Origin of the sequence: Lentzea californiensis, assembly GCF_024648825.1 — a bacterium.
Lineage (GTDB): Bacteria > Actinomycetota > Actinomycetes > Mycobacteriales > Pseudonocardiaceae > Lentzea > Lentzea californiensis.
Map to the genome: position 1 here is coordinate 142,592 of NZ_JANBBE010000001.1, position 18,905 is coordinate 161,496.

Genomic DNA, 18,905 nt, shown 5'->3' on the forward strand with positions numbered 1-18,905 from the left:
GAATACCACGATCGAAGGTCACCCAAACTAGCTAAGCGCTCACCGTGAGTCCGATTGGAACGCCTTCAAAATCTGTTCGGCCGCAAGGGTGGCGGTGAGCTCTCCCAGCCGGACCTTCTCTTCGAGAGAAGAGGTCAGAGAACGCACGGCGGTGCTTTCGCGCACCTGCCGCCACAGTTCGTCGCGGACCATCATCCAGGTCCAGTCGACCTGCTGACGCCGGCGCCGTTCCTCCAGTTCCCCGGCGTCGGCCAGGGTCCTGCGGTGTTCCAGCACTCGGGACCACAGTTCGTCGAGACCGGTACCGGTGAGACCCGAGCAGGTGAGCACGGGCGGGTGCCACAGCGCGTCCGGCGGGCGCAGGAGCTTCAACGCCCCGGCCAGTTCGCGCGCGGCCTTGCGGGCGTCCAGCTCGTGCTCGCCGTCGGCCTTGTTGACCGCGATGACGTCCGCGAGCTCCAGGATGCCCTTCTTGATGCCCTGCAACTGGTCGCCGGTGCGCGCGAGGGTCAGGAACAGTGAGCAGTCCGTCATGTTCGCGACGGCCACCTCGGACTGCCCGACGCCGACCGTCTCGACCAGCACCACGTCGAAGCCCGCGGCCTCGACCAGCACGATCGTCTCGCGGGTGGCCTGTGCGACGCCGCCGAGCGTTCCCGACGTCGGCGAGGGCCGGATGAACGCCTTCTCGTTCACCGACAGCCGCTGCATCCGCGTCTTGTCGCCCAGGATGCTGCCGCCGGTGCGCGTCGAGGACGGGTCGACGGCGAGCACGGCGACCCGGTGCCCCTGCTCGGTCAGCACGGTGCCGAGGGCGTCGATGAACGTCGACTTGCCCACGCCGGGCACGCCCGTGATGCCGACCCGGATCGCGTCACCCGACTTCGGCAGCAGCTCGACCAGGAGCTCCTGAGCCTTGGCCCGGTGCTCCGCGCGCGTCGACTCGACCAGCGTGATCGCCTTCGCGAGCACACCGCGGTTGCCGTCGAGGACGCCCCTGGTGTACTCGGCGACGTCGACCGCCCTAGCCATGGTTTCCCAGCTGGTCCGAGAGCTTCACCAGCAGGTCCTTGGCCGCGTCCGCGATCACGGTGCCGGGCGGGAAGATCGCCGCCGCGCCCGCCGCGTACAGCTCGTCGAAGTCCTGCGGCGGGATGACACCGCCGACGACGATCATGATGTCCTCGCGGCCGAGGTTCGCGAGCTCCTCGCGCAACGCCGGCACCAGCGTGAGGTGGCCGGCGGCGAGCGAGGACACGCCGACGATGTGCACGTCGGCCTCGACGGCCTGGCGGGCGACCTCGTCCGGCGTCTGGAACAGCGGGCCGACGTCGACGTCGAAGCCGAGGTCCGCGAACGCCGTGGCGATGACCTTCTGGCCGCGGTCGTGCCCGTCCTGGCCCATCTTGGCGACCAGGATGCGAGGGCGGCGGCCTTCTTCCTCCGCGAACGCCTCGACGACCTCGCGGCAGGCGTCCACGTTGGACACTGAGCCGACCTCCTGCCGGTACACGCCGGAAATGGTGCGGATCTGCGCGCTGTGCCTGCCCCACACCTTGCCCAGCGACTCGGAGATCTCGCCGACGGTGGCCTTGGCGCGGGCGGCCTCGATCGCCAGCTCCAGCAGGTTGCCCTCGCCGCTCGCCGCCTTCGTCAGGGCCTCCAGCGCACTGTCCACCGCGGACTGGTCGCGCTCTTCCCTGAGCCTGCGCAGCTTTTCGAGCTGCTGGACGCGGACACCCGCGTTGTCGACCTTGAGGACCTCGATCTGCTCGTCGGTGTCCACCAGGTACTTGTTGACGCCGATGACGGGCTGACGCCCGGAGTCGATGCGCGCCTGCGTGCGGGCGGCGGCCTCCTCGATGCGCAGCTTCGGGATGCCCTCGTCGATCGCGCGGGCCATGCCGCCCGCCTTCTCGACCTCGGAGATGTGCTCCCAGGCCTTCGCGGCGAGTTCCGCCGTGAGGCGTTCGACGTAGGCGCTGCCGCCCCACGGGTCGATCACGCGCGTCGTGCCGGATTCCTGCTGCAGCAGCAGCTGGGTGTTGCGGGCGATGCGCGCGGAGAAGTCGGTGGGGAGGGCGAGAGCTTCGTCGAGCGCGTTGGTGTGCAACGACTGCGTGTGCCCCTGCGTCGCCGCCATCGCCTCGACGCACGTGCGCGCGACGTTGTTGAACACGTCCTGCGCGGTGAGGCTCCACCCGGACGTCTGGCAGTGCGTGCGCAGGCTGAGCGACTTCTGGCTCTTCGGCTCGAAGTCGTTGACCAGCTTCGCCCAGAGCAGGCGCGCGGCCCGCATCTTGGCGATCTCCATGAAGTAGTTCATGCCGATCGCCCAGAAGAAGCTCAGGCGCGGCGCGAACTTGTCGACGTCCAGACCGGCCGCCCGGCCGGCGCGGATGTACTCGACGCCGTCCGCGAGCGTGTACGCCAGCTCCAGGTCGGCCGTCGCACCGGCCTCCTGCATGTGGTAGCCGGAGATCGAGATGGAGTTGTACTTCGGCATGTGCTGGGAGGTGTAGCTGAAGATGTCGGAGATGATCCGCATCGACGCCGCGGGCGGGTAGATGTAGGTGTTGCGGACCATGAACTCCTTGAGGATGTCGTTCTGGATCGTCCCCATGAGCTGCTCCGGCTTCACCCCCTGCTCCTCCGCCGCCACCACGAACAGCGCGAGGATCGGCAGCACCGCGCCGTTCATCGTCATCGAGACGGACATCTTGTCCAGCGGGATCCCGTCGAACAGCGTCCGCATGTCGTAGATCGAGTCGATCGCCACCCCGGCCATGCCGACGTCACCGGCGACGCGCGGGTGGTCCGAGTCGTAGCCGCGGTGGGTGGCGAGGTCGAACGCCACCGACAGGCCCTTCTGACCGGCCGCGAGGTTGCGGCGGTAGAAGGCGTTCGACTCCTCGGCCGTCGAGAAACCCGCGTACTGGCGCACGGTCCACGGCTGGTTGACGTACATCGTCGGGTACGGGCCCCTGAGGAACGGCGCCACACCGGGGTACGTCCGCAGGAAGTCGAGACCGTCCACATCGGACGGACCGTAGACCGGCTTGACCGCGATGCCCTCCGGCGTCTCCCACGACGGCAGGTCGGTCTCGTACTTCGCCTGCGGGAGAGGACCGAGGTCGATGTCCGCGAAGTTGGGGATCATCGCTCCACTCCCTTAACTTCTTCTACGGCAAGGAATGCGTAGGTGCTGTTCAGGATTTCCAGCGCCGGGCAGCCCGTGAAGACGAAGCCGTCCACGTCCGCGTCGCTCTTCTTGCCCGCCAGGAGCACCCGCTCGGCACCGGCCTGACGCAGCGCCTCGACGGTGGCGACCGCGCTCTCGGCGTAGCTGGCCTCGCTACCGCACAGGACGGCGGCCTTCGCGCCGGACTCCTTGAACTTCTGCGCCACTTCCTCCGCGGTCCTGGTGGGGCCCGCGCTGGGGGTGGCGAAGCCACCGGCGTTGAAGAGGTTCGCGGCGAAGGTGGCCCTGGCGGTGTGCGCGGCGACCGGGCCGAGGGTGGCCAGGAAGACCTGGGGGCGTTCGGGCTGGGCGTCGGCGAGGTCGCGCAACTCTTCGAAGGCCTGTGCATAACGGACCCGCGGCAGTCCGAAATTGTCGGACCTGGTTGAGAAGATTGGGATGGGGGGCGCGTCCCCCCTGGGGGCCTGCGAGTCGGAATCGATTCCGGAGGCAGCGTCGACGTCGGGAGCGGGATCGCGGACGACCGGCTTCTCGCCGAGGTTCGGAAACTCGCTCACCCCCGTGATCGGGTCGCTGCGATCCGCGAGCCGGGCCGACCGGGCCGCCCACGTGGCGGCGATCCGTGAGGCCACCAGCGACCCAGCCGAGCCGATCCCGCCGGCCCGTTCGATCTCCTGGAACCAGGCCCAGGCCTCGACGGCGAGGGCGTCCGTCAGCTTCTCGACGTACCAGGACCCGGAGGCCGGGTCGATCACCTCGCCGAGGTGCGACTCCTCCAGCAGCAGGTTCTGCGTGTTGCGCGCGACGCGCCGGGCGAACTCGTCCGGCAGGCCGATGGCCGCGTCGAACGGCTGCACGGTCACCGAGTCGGCCCCGCCGAGACCGGCGGACAGGCATGCCACCGTCGTGCGCAGCATGTTCACCCACGGGTCGCGGCGGGTCATCATCGCGGACGACGTCACGGCGTGCTGGACCTGCACGGTCTCGACGCCGGACACCTCGGCGACCCGCGCCCACAGCCGGCGAGCGGCTCGCAGCTTGGCGATCGTCATGAACTGGTCAGCCGTCGCGGCGTACCGGAACTCCAGCTGCTCGAACGCCTCCGCGTCCGGCAGACCGGCACCGGTCAGCGCTCGCAGGTACGAGACCGCCAGGGCGAGGGAGGCGCCCAGTTCCTCGGAGTCGGAGCCACCGGCGTCGTGGAACGGCAGCGCGTCCACCACGACGGTCCGCAGGCCCGGGAACTGCGCGCGCGCCTGCTTGATGACGTCGAGAGCTTCACCCGAAGGTGTCAGGGCCAGGTTGCCGCGCACGTCGGCGGCCAGCAACGGCGCCTGGTCGTAGATCCGCAGCATCGCGCGTGCGGCCTCGACGGAACCGTCGAGCACGATCGGCGCGAGGTCGAGGTAGACGCCGTCCAGCAGGCGCTCCAGCGACGAGGCCGGCACGGCGAGCCACAGCGAGGTGACGCCGCCCTCCAGGTCGTTCATGAGCGCGACCGGGTCCGGGACGGCGTGGCGCTGGCGGATGTCCCAGCCCTGCTTCACCGGGGCGAGCGCGTACGGCTCCAGGGCGTCGTCGAGGGTGTAGAGCGGCTGGAGCTCGATGCCGTCGTACGTCTTCGTGACCAGCGAGTCGAAGCTCGCGCCGGTCTTGGAGAGGACGGCGTCGACCAGCTCACGCCATTGCTCCCTCGACGCGGCGGGGAACTCGTTCGGGCGGAATTCGGCGGGCAAGGCCAACTCCATCATGCGTTGCAGTTTTACCGACCGGTACGTGCACGGCTATGTGAGGTTCACCGCCGTTAACGATGCAGTCAGTGTGTCAGGAACAATCGAGACGTGGAAAAGGCTGACCTGAAGCGCCTGATCGCGGAGCGGTATCAGTTGCTGCACGTGCTCGGTCAAGGCTCCATGGGCACGGTGTGGGCCGCCCGCGACGAGGTGCTGGGCAGGCAGGTCGCCGTGAAGGGCATCCTGCACACCCCGGGCATGCCCGACGTGGAGGCCGCGCAACTGCGCGAACGGACCATGCGCGAGGCACGTGCCGTCGCCGCGCTGTCCCACCCGAACCTCGTGACGCTCTACGACGTCGTCCAGCACGACGGCGACCCGTACGTGGTGATGGAGCTGGTGCCGTCGCGCAGTCTCGGCGAGGTGCTGCAGGAGCAGGGCTGCCTCACCGAGAAGCAGGGCGCGGCGGTGCTGGACGCGATCGCGGCGGCGCTGGAGTCGGCGCACCGGGCCGGCATCACGCATCGGGACGTGAAGCCCGGCAACGTGCTCATCGCCGACGACGGGCGGGTCAAGCTCACCGACTTCGGCATCGCCCGCAACGTCGCCGAGGCCACGATGACCGCGCGCGGCATCACGCTCGGCACCCCCGCCTACATCGCGCCCGAGGTGGCGCAGGGTGGTGACGTGTCGGCGGCCGCGGACAGGTGGTCGCTGGGCGCGACGATGTGGGCGGCGATGGCCGGCGAGCCGCCGTACGTGGGCAAGAACGTCATGCAGACGATCAACGCGGTGATCAACGGCGACGTGCCGGTACCGGCCGGTGCCGGTCGGCTCGCGCCGGTGATCAGCGGGTTGATGCGCAAGGAGCCGGCCGAGCGCCTGTCGCTCGTCGACGTCCGCAAGCAGGTCTACCAGCTGCTGCCGGAGCCCGGCACGGACGCGTTCGAGGTCCGCGCCGCGGTGCAGCCGCCGATCGTCGTGCGGCCCAAGCCCAAGATCGAACCGGATGCGCCGCTGGCCGACGACCCCGGCCCGCTGCCGTTCCTCGTCACCAAGCCGCTCGGTCCCCCGCCGCGACGAGGCCGGTTGACCTCGGCGTTGGTGCTGGTCGTGGCCGTGCTGCTGTTCGTGGCGGGGTCCGGCGGGGGCTTCGCGCTGATCAGGTTCGTCGCGGGTGCCTCGCTGCTGCCGCCGACCGAGCAGACGCTGCCCACCCTGCCGACCCTGCCCACGTCGGCGACGCTGCAGCCCCGCACCGCGTCGGCCGTGCTGGCGAACGGTGACCAGGGCGGCAAGTTCACGCTGCACGTCGAGCAGAGCTGGTCGGCCTACGCCGAGCAGCGGTCCGCCGACCAGCGGCTGCCGGCCTCGGCGATGGTGCACTTCGTGTCCGGGAGCGGCGCGTACGAGGTGACGGTGCAGCGGTTCCCCGAGTACTACCCGAAGCGCGACATCAAGATGTACGTCGCCGGGGTGCAGGGGCGCTGGCCCGGCAGGTTCTTCGGCGGCGAGATGGTGCCGACGCCGGACCTGGCCGGACCGCACAGCGAGGCCAGCGTCCAGTTCATCTACCGGACGGTCGAGGGGGACGAGCCCAACGCGCTGCGGAGGTCGCACTTCTCGCGCGTGCTGCCGTACGGCAACGACCTGTGGGTGGTCGAGGTCGTGGTGCCGACCGAGCAGGAGGACGAGGCGCGCGTGCGGCTGTTCGACGCGATCGCCTCGACGTTCGCCCCGGTGTGAGCCGTCTCCCCGGACAGACCTCCTGGACACGGCTTAAGCTCTCGCGGTGACTCCAGAAGAGCTGGCCGGCAAGGCCGCGGAAGAGATCCAGAGCCGCACCGGCAACACGAAGCACGACATCGCCATCGTGCTCGGCTCCGGCTGGCGACCCGCCGCCGACGTGATCGGCGAGCCGGTCACCGAGATCGGAGTGGGCGAGCTGACGGGCTTCGAGGCGCCGACCGCGCTCGGCCACGGCGGCACCATCCGTTCCGTCGACGTCGGCGGCAAGAAGGTCCTGGTCGTGCTCGGCCGCACCCACGGCTACGAGGGCAAGGGCGTCCAGAAGGTCGTGCACGCCGTGCGCGCCGTCGCCGCCGCGGGCGTGTCCTCGGTCGTGCTGACCAACGCGGCCGGTGGCCTGCGGCAGGGCATGGCCGTCGGGCAGCCGGTGCTGATCTCCGACCACCTGAACCTGACGGCGGTGTCGCCGCTGGTCGGCGCGCGGTTCGTCGACCTCACGGACCTGTACTCACCGCGGCTGCGCAAGGTCGCGCAGGAGATCGACCCGTCGCTGGAGGAGGGCGTGTACGCGGGGCTTCCCGGCCCGCACTTCGAGACGCCCGCCGAGATCCGGATGCTGCGCACGATGGGCGCGGACCTGGTCGGCATGTCGACCGTGCACGAGGCGATCGCCGCGCGCGCCGAGGGCGTCGAGGTGTTCGGCCTGTCGCTGGTCACGAACCTCGCGGCGGGCATCACCGGTGAGCCGCTGAACCACCAGGAGGTGCTGGAGGCCGGCGCCGCCGCCGCTCAGCGCATGGGCACGCTGCTGCGTGAGCTGGTGGACCGGGCATGAGCCTGACGCCGGCACTGCGTGACGCGACGTTCCGGTGGATCGCCGACGACCCGTCCGACGCGACCCGCGCCGAGTTGCAGGGCGTGCTGGCGCGGGCGATGGGCGGCGACCCGGCCGCGGTGGAGGACCTCCAGGACCGCATGGCCGGCCCGCTGACGTTCGGCACCGCCGGACTGCGCGGGCCGGTGCGGGCGGGCACGAACGGCATGAACGTGGCCACGGTCGTCCGCACGACGGCCGGTCTGGCGTCGTGGCTCGGCGCACCGGGCCTGGTGTTCGTCGGACGGGACGCGCGGCACGGCTCGGAGGAGTTCGCCACCGCCGCCGCCGAGGTGATGGCGGCGGCCGGCTTCGACGTGCGGGTGCTGCCGGGTCCGCTGCCCACGCCGGTGCTGGCATACCTGGTGCGCGCACATGGCGCGGTGGCGGGGATCCAGATCACCGCGTCGCACAACCCGCCCGCGGACAACGGGTACAAGCTGTACCTGACCGGTGGTTCGCAGATCGTGCCGCCCTCGGACGGCGAGATCGAGAAGGCGATCGAGGCGGTGCCGGCCGCGGTCTCCGTGCCGCGGAACGCCACGTACACCACGGTCTCGGACGCCGACGTCGACGCGTACCTGGAGCGGGTCTCGTCGTTGCCGCGCGGGAACTCCCGTTCGCTGAAGATCGCGCTGACGCCGATGCACGGCGTGGGTGGCGCGTTCGCCGTGGAAGCGTTGCGGCGCGCGGGTTTCACCGACGTGCACGTGGTGCGGTCGCAGGCGGTACCGGACCCGGACTTCCCGACCGTGGTGTTCCCGAACCCGGAGGAGCCGGGCGCGTCCGACGAGCTGCTCGCCCTTGCGGCGTCGGTGAACGCGGACCTGGCCATCGCGCTGGACCCGGACGCGGACCGGTGTGCGCTGGGCGTCGACGACGGCGGGACGTGGCGGATGTTGCGCGGCGACGAGACGGGCGTGCTGCTCGGCTCGCTCGTGCTGTCGACCACCGACTCCACGGATCCGTTGGTGGCGACGACGATCGTGTCGTCGTCGCTGCTGAAGTCGATCGCAGCCTCGCACGGCGCCCGGTACGCGGAGACGCTGACGGGCTTCAAGTGGCTGGCGCGCGCGGGTGAGGGCCTGGTGTTCGCCTACGAGGAAGCGCTGGGCAACTGCGTCGACCCCACGCACGTCGCCGACAAGGACGGCATCTCGGCCGCCGTCGTCGCCGCTGACCTGGCCGCCGCCCTGAAGGCGTCCGGCCGCACGTTGCTGGACGCGCTGGACCAGCTCGCGGCGGACCACGGCCTGCACCTGACCGACCAGGTCTCCCTGCGGTACACCGATCTGAGCCTGATCGGCGCGACGATGGCGCGGCTGCGCGCCGACCCTCCGGTGGACTTCGCGTCCGAGGACCTGCTGCCCGGCGCGGACGTGCTGCGCTGGACGGCGGACGGTGTGCGCGTGATCGTCCGCCCGTCCGGCACCGAGCCGAAGCTCAAGGCGTACCTGGAGGTCGTCGAGCCGGTCACGGACGGACTGGAGTCCGCCCGTGCGGCAGGCCGGGCCCGGTTGGCCGCACTGCGGGAACGGGTGACGGGACTCGTCAGCTAGCTGACGTCATCAACGCGACCGTCAAGGCGAGCGCGGCGAGGACGAAACCCCCGCCGGCCACGAAGTAGGCCCTTCTGGTCGGCGGGGCGACCGCGTTGCGGCGCCCCTCGGTGACCGCCGCGACGGCGATGCGCCCGAAGATGTACGAGATCGTGCAGAGCCCCACGCCGAGTCCGAGCAACATCGTGTTGATGTCCCACGGGCTGTGGTCGAACCCCGGCCACAACGACGCGAACAGAGGCCCGAACCCGATCATCCCGATGCCGACCGCGAGGCCGAAACCCCAGGTGATGCGGCGCTGACGAGGACTGGTGTGCATTAGGGCGGTGGTCTTCATGGTCCCTCCTGTGTACACCCTTCAAGACGCGCTTCCGGCTGCGGGGTTCCGTTTGTTCAGCAACAGGAACCCCTGCGGACCGCCTTCGTCCACACCCTTCTGACGTTGCAGCCGTGCCACTTCGTTGAACCCGGCCTCGGTCGCGTTCGTCACGGTCTCGTCGATGTCGTGCCAGTGGACGGGGAGGTCGACGTCGTGGCCGTACGCGTGGGTGAGGTGCCCCTTCCGGTCACCCAGTTTGAAGGCGTGCAGCAGGTACCCGCCGGGTGCGACGACCCGGTGCAACTCCCGCCACGGCACCTCGCTCGCCGGCATGTGGACCGTGGAGTACCAGACGACGGCGCCGCCGAGGCTGTCGTCCGCGAGGTCCAGCCTCGTCATGTCGCCCTGGGTGAACGTGAGGTGCGGGTACAGCTTCCTTGCCTGTTCGAGCATGCCGTCGGACAGGTCGATGCCGAACGCGTCGAGGCCCAGTTCGTGCAGGTGTTGCGTGATGCGGCCGGTACCGCAGCCGATGTCGCCCACCGGGCCCCCGGTGAGCTCGGCGAACGCGCGCATGAACCCGGCGTCGAGCGGGCGGCCGTCGTGCGCGTCCGGGATGAGCTGGGCGTAGTTCGCGGCGACAATGTCGTAGGAGGCGCGGGTCATGGTCATCTATGTTGCCGCCCATGGACTACACGCGGCGTGATCTCGCGCAGGCCGTGCTCGACGCACACCCGGACAGCAGGCGCGGCCTCGACATGTTCCGCGGTGGCTTCAGCAAGGACATGAAGCAGCACCAGATCCAGTTGCGCGACGGCCTGCTCAAGGCGTTCGGCATCGACTTGAAGGCCGACCCGGCGATGAAGATGTTGCTGAACAACACGGTCCGGTCGAACGCGGCCATCACCGGACCGATGGATTTCGGCGAGGGCGGCCTGCTCTTCCGCCGGTTGGAGGGCGGCGGCGTCCTCGACAAGGTGGACGAGATACACGCGCTGAACCAGATGTCCGCCAAGGCGCACCTCGGCATCGTCGAGGAGGTGCTCGGCATGGTGGACTCGTCGGTGTGGACCGTGACCACCGAGGACCTGGTCGCACTCGGCGTTGAGATCACTTCGCCGAACAAGCAGAACTACGAGATGGACTGGTGATGGCACGCCTGCTGCTCGTCCACCACACGCCGTCGCCCGCCCTCCAGGCGATGTTCGAGGCCGTGGTCGACGGCGCCTCCACCCCCGAGATCGAGGGCGTCGAGGTGGTCCGCCGAGCCGCGTTGTCCACAACCGCTGTGGATGTCCTGGAGGCCGACGGCTACCTGCTGGGCACGCCCGCGAACCTCGGTTACATGAGCGGTGCGCTGAAGCACTTCTTCGACACCGTCTACTACCCGTGTCTCGACTCCACGCGCGGCAGGCCGTTCGGGCTTTATGTGCACGGCAACAACGACACGACCGGCGCGGTGCGCAGCGTGGAGACCGCCACGACCGGGTTGGGCTGGGAGAAGGCGGCACAGCACGTGGTCGTCACCGGCGAGCCGTCGAAGGCGGACCTGGAGGCGTGCTGGGAGCTCGGGGCCACGGTCGCGGCCCAGTTGTCCACATGAACCCGGGGTTGTCCACAGCCTGTTGTCCCCAACCTGTGGACAACCCTGGGGATGCATTCGAACGTATGTTCTAACGGCCGATCGAGCTCATGTCGGGATACCGGTCCCCGGCCACGGCGGACGCCGGCACAGCGGCCTCGATGGCGGCCAGATCGGCTTCCGACAGTTCCAGGGCAGCCGCCGCGACGTTCTCCTCCAGGTACTTGATCCGCTTGGTCCCGGGGATCGGCACGACGTCCGCGCCGCGGTGCTGGACCCAGGCCAGCGCGAGCTGACCGGCGGTCACGCCGCGTGCCTCGGCCAGGGCGCGGAGCTCGGCGACCATCTTCAGGTTCGCGTCGAGGTTCGCGCCGGAGAAGCGCGGGTTCACGGACCGGAAGTCGCCCTCGCCGAAGTCCGCGGACGACGCGAAGCGGCCGGTCAGCACGCCACGGCCCAGCGGGGAGTACGGCACGAGGCCGATGCCCAGCTCACGGGCGGTGGGCACGATCTCGGCCTCGATGTCGCGCGACCACAGCGACCACTCGCTCTGCAGAGCGGTGATCGGATGCACGGCGTGGGCGCGCCGCAGCGTCTGAGCGCCCGCCTCGGACAGGCCGAGGAACCGCACCTTGCCCTCGGTGACCAGCTCGGCCATCGCGCCGACGGTCTCCTCGATGGGCGTGTCCGCCGGCACCCGGTGCAGGTAGTACAGGTCGATCACGTCGGTGCCGAGCCTCTTCAGAGAACCCTCGACCGAGGACCGCACGTACTCGCGGTCGCCACGCACGCCACGACGTTCGCCTTCACGCACGATGCCGAACTTCGTGGCCAGCACGACGTCGGAACGGCGGCCCGCGATCGCGCGGCCCACCAGCTCCTCGTTCAGGTGCGGCCCGTACATGTCGGCCGTGTCGAGCAGCGTGACGCCGAGCTCCAGGGCCCGGTGGATCACCGCGACCGACTCCGCCTCGTCGCCGGCGCCGTAGAACTCCGACATCCCCATGCAGCCGAGGCCCTGCGGCCCGACCTGCAACGATCCCAATGAACGGCTCACGCCGTCGCCTCCAAGTCACGCTCGACCACCGCGTAGTGGTCGATCTTGTAGTCGAGCACCTCCAGGCACGTCTGCAGCTCCGCGATGCGGGCGCGGACGTCGCTGCGATGCTCGACGAGGATCTGCTTGCGACGGCCTGCCGTCAGGTCGCCGTGGTGCCTGAGCTGCGCGAACTCGCGCATCATGCGGATCGGCATGCCGGTCGTGCGCAGGCGCGTCACGAAGGCCAGCCAGCCGAGGTCTTCCTCCGAGTAGCTGCGACGCCCGCCCGAGTCCCGTGTGGGCGGGTCGACGAGCCCGATTCGTTCGTAGTAGCGCAAGGTGTCGATGGACAACCCACTGCGCTGCGCGGCTTGGGCTATCGAGTAACTCACGGACTCGACGCTAAGACCTGGAGTGCACTCTAGGTCAAGCGGAATCCTTCGAGATGCCCCACGTTTCGAGGTGATCGGCCATCTCCCGCAGGTCGATCTTGTCGCGGCCGAGGGAGCGGACCAGGTCGAGCGCATCGTCCTCGGCGGCGTCGATCCAGTAGCCGTTGATGTCGCACATCGTGACGGCGGCGACCCAGGCGAGCCGCCAGTTGCCCTCGACGAGAGGGCGGGTGCGGACGATCGAGTCGAGCAGGGCGGAGGACTTCAGCCACAGCGTGTCGTAAGCCTCCACGCCGAGCACGGTCGCACGGGGACGGTAGGCCGCCGTGTCCAGCAGGCCGATGTCCCTGACGAGGAGATCGCCACCGGTCACGGCCGTGGCCAGCACTAAGAGGTCCCCGGCGTCGAGGTAGGAGATCACGGCATCCAGTTGATCACAGAGGTCTGACGGTTTCAGGAAGATCCGAGCCTATCCAAAAGACCTCGGTACTTGGGCAGGACTCGCCCGAGCACCTCGCCGAGCTTCTCCTCCTGCTGCATGCGCTGGTAACGGTCCGCGATCGCCAGCCGCACGACCTCCTGCTTGGAGCGCCCCTCGGACTGCGCCAGTTCGGCGAGCCGCAGGTTCTCCTCCTCGGTCAACCGCAAGGTCATCGCCATGGAGCGACGGTATCAACCTGATACCACTCAGGCCAGCGGCCGTTAGGATTGCGTGATGCCCAGGCCCAAGACCCACGACGACGCTCTGCGACGGCGGCTGCTCGAACGGGCGGGCGAGTTGCTCAGCACCGAGGGCCCCGCCGCGGTGAGCCTGCGCAAGATCGCCACCGACGTCAACACCTCGACGACGGCGGTCTATTCCCTCTTCGGCGGAAAACCAGCACTGCTCGAGGCGCTCTACGAGGAGGCCTTCACGCAGTTCGGGACGAGCCTCGCGGCGGTCCCGGTCACGGACGACCCCGCGGAAGACCTGCTGCAGATCGGGCTCGCGTACCGGCGCAGCGCGCTGCAGGACCCTCAGTTCTACTCGGTGCTCTACTCGAAGGTCGTCGAGCACACGTCGGAGATGAGCCGCGCGGCGGGCAGGACGTTCGCGCCGGTGATCAACGCGGTGCGGCGCGCGGTGGAGCAGGGGGTCTACCTCGCGCAGGACCCGGAGCAGATCGCGATGTCCATGTGGGGCATCGCGCACGGCCTGGTGAGCCTGGAGCTCAACGGGAACCTGCCGCCCGGCGTCGACGCGGCCGCCACCTACGAACTGGCGTTGCGCGCACACGGCAGGGGCTGGCGCACGGAAACCGGGAAATCTCTTTGAACACCACGGAATCCGGGGAGGCGGCCGCCGCGAAACCTCCCCGGACCCGCTGAACTGTCCGGTTAGGACAGTCCGTCTCGGTGGTGCGGCCCTACTTGAGTGCTCCGTCGAGCGCCTTGATCAGTTCGCCGTTGGCGGTGTCGCCGTCGAGCGACCAGATCATCGCGCCGCCGAGCCTGCGGTCGTTGATGTAGCGAGCCTTCCGCTTCATCTCGGTCGCGTCGTCGTAGGTCCACCAGGTCTTGCCGTCGTAGATCCACGCGAAGCCGGCCTTCTCGTCGCGGTAGATCTTGTAGGTGTTGCCGGGCTCGGAGAGCTTCGCCTTGATGCGGTGGAAGTCCTCGTAACCGGCCTCGTACTTGGCGGGCGCCGGCACACCGGTGCCGAACAGGCCGTTGCGCGTGCCGGGGGCGACGCCGTCCCAGCCGCGGCCGTAGAACGGCACGCCGAGCACGGCCTTGGACCGCGGGGCACCGCGCGAAAGCCACGCGTCGACCGTCACCTCGGTGCTGAACTCGAACTCCGACGGGTCATCCTTGGGCACCCGCAGCGCGGACTGCTGGTTCGCCGGGGCGTCCCAGGCACCGTGGTAGTCGTAGCCCTGCAGGGTGCCGAAAGTGAGGTAGCAGAACACCTTCGAGACCTCGAACCCCGCGTCGACCTGCTTGGGGTCGGCCGGCAGGAACGCGGTCAGGTCGCGGTTCCAGCCCATCTGCCTGCGGTACTCGGCGAGCAGCTTGGTGAAGTTCTGCTTGTCCTCGGGGCGCACGACGTTGGGCGGAGCCATGTTGCCGTTGCTGCCGGGCCACTCCCAGTCGAGGTCGATGCCGTCGAAGACGCCCTTCGCGGCACCTTCCGGCAGGCCTGGCAGGTTGCCCTTGATCCACATGTCGGTGCACGACTTGACGTGCGCGGCACGCGACTCGGCCGTCAGCGCGGCGTTCGAGAAGTAGCGCGACCCCGTCCAGCCGCCCAGCGAGATGTTGATCCTCAGCTTGGGGTAGCGGGCCTTGAGCTGCTTGAGCTGGTTCAGGTTGCCCGCCAGGACCTGGCCGGCCTCGTCCGCCTTGCCGCTCACGGACTGCTCCGCGGTGTGCGGCATCTGCCAGTCGGCCCACGGGTCGGCGCTGACGCACTTGCCCGCCTCGTCGAGGAAACCGAAGGCGTAGTTCAGGTGCGTGAGCCGCGCGGCGGCCCCGCTGTCCACGAGGTTCTTGACCCGGAAGTTCCGGTCGTACACGCCCCACTGGATGAAGTACCCGACGGTGCGGGTCTTCGAGTAGCCGTGGTGCCCATTGGTCGCGACATCGGCGTTCGCAGGCGCAGAAGCCAGCGACGCTGACAGGGCGCCGACCGCAAGAGCGGCGACACCCCATCTCCGTCTGGACATGAGTCTCCTTGTTCGGATCGCGGCAGCGGCATGTGTGGTCCACAGCACGATAGGCCTGAGGTCTAGACCACTGCTACGTCCGATCGGAGGTATGTCCTAAACCGCCCCGTACAGACGGTCACCGGCATCGCCCAGCCCGGGCACGATGAAACCGGAGTCGTTCAACCGCTCGTCGACCGAGGCCGTGACGAGACGGCACGGGAGCTTCGAGTCCTCGAGGTGGTTGATCCCCTCGGGCGCCGCGAGCACGCAGATCGCCGTCACGTCGGTCGCGCCGCGCTGGGTCAGCAGGCGGATCGTGTACTCCATCGAACCGCCGGTGGCGAGCATCGGGTCGAGCACGAACACCGGGCGTCCGGCGAGGTTCTCCGGCAACGACTCCATGTACGGCGTCGGCTGCAACGTCTCCTCGTCGCGCGCCAAGCCCACGAACCCCATCTGGGCGTCCGGGATCAGCTTGTGCGCCTGGTCCGCCATGCCCAGCCCGGCCCGCAGCACGGGAACGAGCAGCGGCGGGTTTGCGAGCTTGTAGCCGGTGGTACGAGCTACCGGGGTGTGCGTGCGGTCTTCCTTCAGCGGCGCCTCGCGCGTCGCTTCGTAGACCAGCATCACGGTCAGTTCCTGCAGCGCGGCACGGAATGCGGCATTGTCCGTGCGCGCGTCACGCATCGTTGTGAGTCTCGCCTTGGCGAGTGGATGATCGACGACCAGGACGTCCATGCTCGACACCGTAACCGCTGGGAGGAGCTAGGGGTGTTCGAAGAGATCTACCGCGAGGCACGGCAGCGCGTCGTCGGCCTGACGATGGGCCTGAGCGCCGAGGAGCTGGGGCGAACCGTCCCCGCCTGTCCTGAGTGGACCGTGCACCAGGTGGTCGCACACCTGTCCGGCGCGGCGTCGGATCTGGTCAGCGGCCGCATGGAGGGAGCGCCGTCGGACGAGTGGACGGCGCGGCACGTCGCCGAGCGCGAGAACGTCCCGGTGGAAGAGCTGCTGGAGCAGTGGAACGTCTTCGGCGACAAGATCGGCGAGATGCCGCGCATCCCGTTCCAGCTGGCGGTGGACGCCATCACGCACGAGGCCGACCTGCGCGCGGCGCTCGGCCGCGAACGCCTGCCGGACGCCGTGTGGCAGCCGACGCTGGTGTGGATGACGCCGCGCAGGCTGACCGACGTGACCGTGAAGACCGGGTTCGGCGACCTCGGCAACGGCCCGATCACGCTGGAGGTCGACGGCTACGAGCTGTGGCGCGCGTTCTTCGGCCGTCGCTCGCGCCGCCAGATGGAGTCGTGGAACTGGTCGGACCCGTCGCCGATCGACAAGATCCCGTTCTTCCCGGCACGAAAGACCGACCTGGTGGAGTAAACACTGTTAACTGAAGAGGTGTAGGGTCGGCCGCGTGACAGACCACGTGCGCATCGGAGTGCTGGGCGCGGCCAGGATCGCGCCGTCCGCCGTCGTCCGCCCGGCCCGCTCCTCGACGGTCGCCGAGGTCGTGGCGGTCGCCGCGCGCTCGGCCGCCAAGGCCAAGGCGTTCGCCGACAAGCACGGCATCGCACGCGTGCACGACTCGTACGAAGACCTCCTGGCCGATCCGGCGGTCGACGCCGTCTACAACCCGCTGCCCAACGGCCTGCACGGCAAGTGGACGCTGGCCGCGCTGGAGGCGGGCAAGCACGTGCTGTGCGAGAAGCCGTTCACCGCGAACGCCGACGAAGCCGCGACCGTGGCCGAGGCCGCCGGCGCGTCCGGCCTGGTGGTGATGGAGGCGTTCCACTACCGCTACCACCCGCTGGCGATCCGCGTCGCCGAGATCGCGCGGTCCGGCGTGCTCGGCCCGTTGCGGCACGTCGAGGCCTCGGTCTGCTTCCCGCTGCCGATGTTCTCCGACATCCGTTACGACTACTCGCTCGCGGGCGGCGCGATGATGGACGCCGGCTGCTACGCCGTGCACATGGCACGCCTGCTGGGCGGCGAAGAACCCGAGGTGCGGTCGGCGAAAGCGTTGCTGCGCGGGCCTTCCATCGACCGCGCGATGCGTGCCTCGCTGCGCTTCCCCTCCGGCCACACGGGTTCCGTGCACGCCTCGCTGTGGTCGTCGACGGCGCTCAAGCTGTCGATGAAGGCGATCGGCGAGAACGGCACGTTGAGCGTCTTCAACCCGCTCGGCCCGCACCTGGCGCACCGCTTGTCGTTGAGGCTCAAGGACAAGAAGTCGACGGAGACGTTCGGCAAGCGCCCGACCTACGCCTACCAGCTCGACGCGTTCACCGGCGCCGTGCTGCACGGCAAGCCGTTCCCGACGACCGCGGACGACGCGGTGAAGAACATGACGGTGATCGACTCGATCTACCGGGCGGCCGGGCTGCCGCTGCGCCGGCCGACTCCCTGACGAGGTCACGAACCGGTTCCGATGACCACCTGATCAGGGGGCTGCACAACCCGATCCGGGAGTACAGATCCAGCCGGGTGACTCCGAAAAGTCTCTATAGCCAGTTGAGACGCGGAGGTACGAACGGTGACGATCGAACAGCGACCCGTCCAGCAGTGGTGTGAATCCCCGCTGGTCATCCTGGGTGTTTCGGGATCACTCGCCGTGTTGATCGGTGTGCTGCCACTGATGTGGAGCTTCAACCCGGCCCTCGCGACGGCGCTCGCCGCACTCCTGGTGGTGGCCTTCGCGATCACTGTGAAGTTCGCACCGAACCGCAAGTGAGAGCTTTAGACTCGATCGGGTGAGCGACGAGCTGGTACCCGCTGACCAGAGCCATATGCGTGCCTCGGACGCGGACCGGGAACGGATCGCGCAGGTGCTGCACAAGGCGACCGCCGAAGGCCGCCTCGACATCCACGAGCTGGACGAGCGGCTCGGGGCCGTCTACGCCGCGAAGACGTACGGCGAGCTCATCCCCATCACCGCGGACCTGGTGCTGAGCGGCCTGCCGCAGACCCCCGCCCTCCCGCAGTACCACCCGGCCGTGAGCGACCGCATCGGCGGCGAGCCGGGCAGCGCGGTGTCGGTGGCCTTCTGGTCGGGCGTCAACCGCAAGGGCGGCTGGGTCGTCCCCCGGATGCACAACGCCGTCGCGATCATGGGCGGCATCGAGATCGACCTGACGCACGCCAACTTCGCCGAGGCGGAGGTGACGATCAGCTGCTTCGCGTTCTGGGGCGGCGTGGAGATCCGGGTGCCCGACGACATCAACGTCAAGGTCGACGGGTTCGGGTTCATGGGCGCGTTCGAGGAACGGGTGCCGAGCCGCCGCCACATCCCCGGCGCGCCTACCGTGCGGATCACGGGGCTCGCGATCATGGGTGGCGTCGAGGTGAAGGGCCCGAAGAGGAAGAAGTCCAGCATCCTGCGGGAACTGCTCGACTGATGTTGCTGGCGGAGTTCGTCGAACTGGCGGAGATGGCCGGTGCGCGCATCTGGCTCAAGATGGACGGCGAACGGGCCACCCACCGCTGGACCGTGATCATCTCCAGCGAACAGGCCGACTTCCGGCACCGGCGCGACGTCAACCGCCTCGACCACGTGCTCAAGATCGTGCGTGACGAGTTGGCGAAGCTGCCGGGCGACTGGTCCTGGCTGCACGAACCGATCGACGACCTGAACGAGGTCGCGGAGTTCTACGAGGAACGCGGCAGGGCCGGGGAGATCGTCATCATCGACCGGCCTGAACTGCTGCTCTGAAGAACGACTTCCGCTGGGCGGCGTAGCCGGTTAACCTCCGGCGTCCGCTCGCCTCTC

22 protein-coding genes are annotated in these 18,905 nt (G+C 69.2%); 11 read left to right on the forward strand and 11 right to left on the reverse strand.

The window, feature by feature from the left end; genetic code table 11:
- Nucleotides 1-39: 39 nt before the first annotated feature.
- From meaB to LX88_RS00770, 3 genes are read right to left on the reverse strand one after another with little or no spacing between them, the layout of a single operon-like run.
- Nucleotides 40-1,032 (reverse strand): methylmalonyl Co-A mutase-associated GTPase MeaB, encoded by a 993-nt coding sequence (gene meaB, locus LX88_RS00760; protein ID WP_258945997.1) that lies wholly within the window; start codon nt 1,030-1,032, stop codon nt 40-42.
- The gene (scpA, locus tag LX88_RS00765) at nt 1,025-3,160 is read right to left on the reverse strand and encodes a methylmalonyl-CoA mutase (protein WP_258945998.1); all 2,136 of its coding nucleotides are present in this window, start codon (nt 3,158-3,160) and stop codon (nt 1,025-1,027) included. The genes meaB and scpA overlap by 8 nt, the downstream gene beginning before the upstream one ends.
- Nucleotides 3,157-4,953 (reverse strand): methylmalonyl-CoA mutase family protein, encoded by a 1,797-nt coding sequence (locus LX88_RS00770; RefSeq protein WP_258945999.1) that lies wholly within the window; start codon nt 4,951-4,953, stop codon nt 3,157-3,159. Before LX88_RS00770 ends, scpA begins: the two co-directional genes overlap by 4 nt.
- Before the next feature lie 90 nt (nt 4,954-5,043).
- On the opposite strand from LX88_RS00770, the gene LX88_RS00775 reads away from it, so the two are divergent.
- Genes LX88_RS00775 through LX88_RS00785 form a run of 3 tightly spaced genes read left to right on the forward strand, consistent with a single transcriptional unit; the run spans nt 5,044 to nt 9,117 of the window.
- Nucleotides 5,044-6,681, forward strand: a complete 1,638-nt coding sequence (locus tag LX88_RS00775) for a serine/threonine-protein kinase (protein ID WP_258946000.1) — start codon at nt 5,044-5,046, stop codon at nt 6,679-6,681.
- Nucleotides 6,682-6,727: 46 nt separating this feature from the next.
- Nucleotides 6,728-7,519, forward strand: coding sequence for a purine-nucleoside phosphorylase (locus tag LX88_RS00780; protein ID WP_258946001.1), 792 nt, complete (start codon nt 6,728-6,730; stop codon nt 7,517-7,519).
- Complete coding sequence (locus LX88_RS00785) at nt 7,516-9,117, forward strand: phospho-sugar mutase (RefSeq protein ID WP_258946002.1); 1,602 nt, start codon at nt 7,516-7,518, stop codon at nt 9,115-9,117. Before LX88_RS00780 ends, LX88_RS00785 begins: the two co-directional genes overlap by 4 nt.
- Here the strand turns inward: LX88_RS00785 and LX88_RS00790 are convergent.
- Both LX88_RS00790 and LX88_RS00795 read right to left on the reverse strand, forming a co-directional pair.
- Nucleotides 9,110-9,454, reverse strand: a complete 345-nt coding sequence (locus tag LX88_RS00790) for a hypothetical protein (RefSeq protein WP_245982700.1) — start codon at nt 9,452-9,454, stop codon at nt 9,110-9,112. The two genes, LX88_RS00785 and LX88_RS00790, sit on opposite strands and share 8 nt — an antisense overlap.
- Before the next feature lie 21 nt (nt 9,455-9,475).
- A complete protein-coding gene (locus LX88_RS00795; RefSeq protein ID WP_258946003.1) occupies nt 9,476-10,102 on the reverse strand; it encodes a class I SAM-dependent methyltransferase in 627 nt (208 codons plus the stop codon).
- A 20-nt stretch (nt 10,103-10,122) separates the two neighbouring features.
- Between LX88_RS00795 and LX88_RS00800 the strand changes: the two genes are divergently transcribed.
- Both LX88_RS00800 and LX88_RS00805 read left to right on the forward strand, forming a co-directional pair.
- Entirely contained in the window at nt 10,123-10,587 is a 465-nt protein-coding gene (locus LX88_RS00800; protein WP_258946004.1) for a hypothetical protein, read from the forward strand.
- The gene (locus tag LX88_RS00805; protein WP_258946005.1) at nt 10,587-11,039 is read left to right on the forward strand and encodes a flavodoxin family protein; all 453 of its coding nucleotides are present in this window, start codon (nt 10,587-10,589) and stop codon (nt 11,037-11,039) included. Before LX88_RS00800 ends, LX88_RS00805 begins: the two co-directional genes overlap by 1 nt.
- A gap of 70 nt (nt 11,040-11,109) precedes the next feature.
- Here the strand turns inward: LX88_RS00805 and LX88_RS00810 are convergent, their stop codons facing one another.
- Genes LX88_RS00810 through LX88_RS00825 form a run of 4 tightly spaced genes read right to left on the reverse strand, consistent with a single transcriptional unit; the run spans nt 11,110 to nt 13,109 of the window.
- Nucleotides 11,110-12,024 carry an aldo/keto reductase gene (locus tag LX88_RS00810; RefSeq protein WP_090067473.1) on the reverse strand — a complete coding sequence of 305 codons (915 nt, stop codon included), beginning with the start codon at nt 12,022-12,024 and terminating at the stop codon, nt 11,110-11,112.
- Between the two features lie 47 nt (nt 12,025-12,071).
- On the reverse strand, nt 12,072-12,449 hold the full coding sequence (locus LX88_RS00815) for a MerR family transcriptional regulator (protein WP_258946006.1): 378 nt from the start codon (nt 12,447-12,449) through the stop codon (nt 12,072-12,074).
- Nucleotides 12,450-12,483: 34 nt separating this feature from the next.
- Complete coding sequence (locus LX88_RS00820) at nt 12,484-12,870, reverse strand: type II toxin-antitoxin system death-on-curing family toxin (protein WP_258946007.1); 387 nt, start codon at nt 12,868-12,870, stop codon at nt 12,484-12,486.
- A gap of 32 nt (nt 12,871-12,902) precedes the next feature.
- Complete coding sequence (locus tag LX88_RS00825) at nt 12,903-13,109, reverse strand: YlcI/YnfO family protein (protein WP_030478506.1); 207 nt, start codon at nt 13,107-13,109, stop codon at nt 12,903-12,905.
- Between the two features lie 55 nt (nt 13,110-13,164).
- Between LX88_RS00825 and LX88_RS00830 the strand changes: the two genes are divergently transcribed.
- On the forward strand, nt 13,165-13,764 hold the full coding sequence (locus tag LX88_RS00830) for a TetR/AcrR family transcriptional regulator (protein ID WP_258946008.1): 600 nt from the start codon (nt 13,165-13,167) through the stop codon (nt 13,762-13,764).
- A 91-nt stretch (nt 13,765-13,855) separates the two neighbouring features.
- On the opposite strand, the gene LX88_RS00835 is transcribed toward LX88_RS00830, so the two are convergent.
- The gene (locus tag LX88_RS00835) at nt 13,856-15,154 is read right to left on the reverse strand and encodes a glycoside hydrolase family 18 protein (RefSeq protein WP_258946009.1); all 1,299 of its coding nucleotides are present in this window, start codon (nt 15,152-15,154) and stop codon (nt 13,856-13,858) included.
- Nucleotides 15,155-15,250: 96 nt separating this feature from the next.
- Complete coding sequence (gene upp / locus LX88_RS00840; protein WP_090067472.1) at nt 15,251-15,874, reverse strand: uracil phosphoribosyltransferase; 624 nt, start codon at nt 15,872-15,874, stop codon at nt 15,251-15,253.
- A 33-nt stretch (nt 15,875-15,907) separates the two neighbouring features.
- On the opposite strand from upp, the gene LX88_RS00845 reads away from it, so the two are divergent.
- The 5 genes from LX88_RS00845 to LX88_RS00865 all read left to right on the forward strand — a co-directional run bounded on the left by LX88_RS00845 (nt 15,908) and on the right by LX88_RS00865 (nt 18,848).
- Complete coding sequence (locus LX88_RS00845) at nt 15,908-16,519, forward strand: maleylpyruvate isomerase N-terminal domain-containing protein (protein ID WP_258946010.1); 612 nt, start codon at nt 15,908-15,910, stop codon at nt 16,517-16,519.
- A gap of 34 nt (nt 16,520-16,553) precedes the next feature.
- Nucleotides 16,554-17,546: a Gfo/Idh/MocA family protein gene (locus tag LX88_RS00850; protein ID WP_258946011.1), complete on the forward strand. Its 993-nt coding sequence runs from the start codon at nt 16,554-16,556 to the stop codon at nt 17,544-17,546.
- A 126-nt stretch (nt 17,547-17,672) separates the two neighbouring features.
- A complete protein-coding gene (locus LX88_RS00855) occupies nt 17,673-17,870 on the forward strand; it encodes a hypothetical protein (RefSeq protein ID WP_258946012.1) in 198 nt (65 codons plus the stop codon).
- 19 nt (nt 17,871-17,889) lie between these two features.
- Nucleotides 17,890-18,534 (forward strand): DUF1707 SHOCT-like domain-containing protein, encoded by a 645-nt coding sequence (locus tag LX88_RS00860; protein ID WP_372511150.1) that lies wholly within the window; start codon nt 17,890-17,892, stop codon nt 18,532-18,534.
- Nucleotides 18,534-18,848 (forward strand): hypothetical protein, encoded by a 315-nt coding sequence (locus LX88_RS00865; protein ID WP_258946013.1) that lies wholly within the window; start codon nt 18,534-18,536, stop codon nt 18,846-18,848. The genes LX88_RS00860 and LX88_RS00865 overlap by 1 nt, the downstream gene beginning before the upstream one ends.
- Nucleotides 18,849-18,905 lie beyond the last annotated feature (57 nt).

Excerpts from the sequence above, each read along its gene's own strand:
- meaB (WP_258945997.1), bottom strand. The coding sequence starts at position 1,032 with ATGGCTAGGGCGGTCGACGTCGCCGAGTACACCAGGGGCGTCCTCGAC.
- scpA (WP_258945998.1), bottom strand. The coding sequence starts at position 3,160 with ATGATCCCCAACTTCGCGGACATCGACCTCGGTCCTCTCCCGCAGGCG.
- LX88_RS00770 (WP_258945999.1), bottom strand. The coding sequence starts at position 4,953 with ATGATGGAGTTGGCCTTGCCCGCCGAATTCCGCCCGAACGAGTTCCCC.
- LX88_RS00785 (WP_258946002.1), top strand. The coding sequence starts at position 7,516 with ATGAGCCTGACGCCGGCACTGCGTGACGCGACGTTCCGGTGGATCGCC.
- LX88_RS00790 (WP_245982700.1), bottom strand. The coding sequence starts at position 9,454 with ATGAAGACCACCGCCCTAATGCACACCAGTCCTCGTCAGCGCCGCATC.
- LX88_RS00795 (WP_258946003.1), bottom strand. The coding sequence starts at position 10,102 with ATGACCCGCGCCTCCTACGACATTGTCGCCGCGAACTACGCCCAGCTC.
- LX88_RS00800 (WP_258946004.1), top strand. The coding sequence starts at position 10,123 with ATGGACTACACGCGGCGTGATCTCGCGCAGGCCGTGCTCGACGCACAC.
- LX88_RS00805 (WP_258946005.1), top strand. The coding sequence starts at position 10,587 with ATGGCACGCCTGCTGCTCGTCCACCACACGCCGTCGCCCGCCCTCCAG.
- LX88_RS00810 (WP_090067473.1), bottom strand. The coding sequence starts at position 12,024 with ATGGGGATGTCGGAGTTCTACGGCGCCGGCGACGAGGCGGAGTCGGTC.
- LX88_RS00825 (WP_030478506.1), bottom strand. The coding sequence starts at position 13,109 with ATGGCGATGACCTTGCGGTTGACCGAGGAGGAGAACCTGCGGCTCGCC.
- LX88_RS00830 (WP_258946008.1), top strand. The coding sequence starts at position 13,165 with ATGCCCAGGCCCAAGACCCACGACGACGCTCTGCGACGGCGGCTGCTC.
- LX88_RS00835 (WP_258946009.1), bottom strand. The coding sequence starts at position 15,154 with ATGTCCAGACGGAGATGGGGTGTCGCCGCTCTTGCGGTCGGCGCCCTG.
- upp (WP_090067472.1), bottom strand. The coding sequence starts at position 15,874 with ATGGACGTCCTGGTCGTCGATCATCCACTCGCCAAGGCGAGACTCACA.
- LX88_RS00865 (WP_258946013.1), top strand. The coding sequence starts at position 18,534 with ATGTTGCTGGCGGAGTTCGTCGAACTGGCGGAGATGGCCGGTGCGCGC.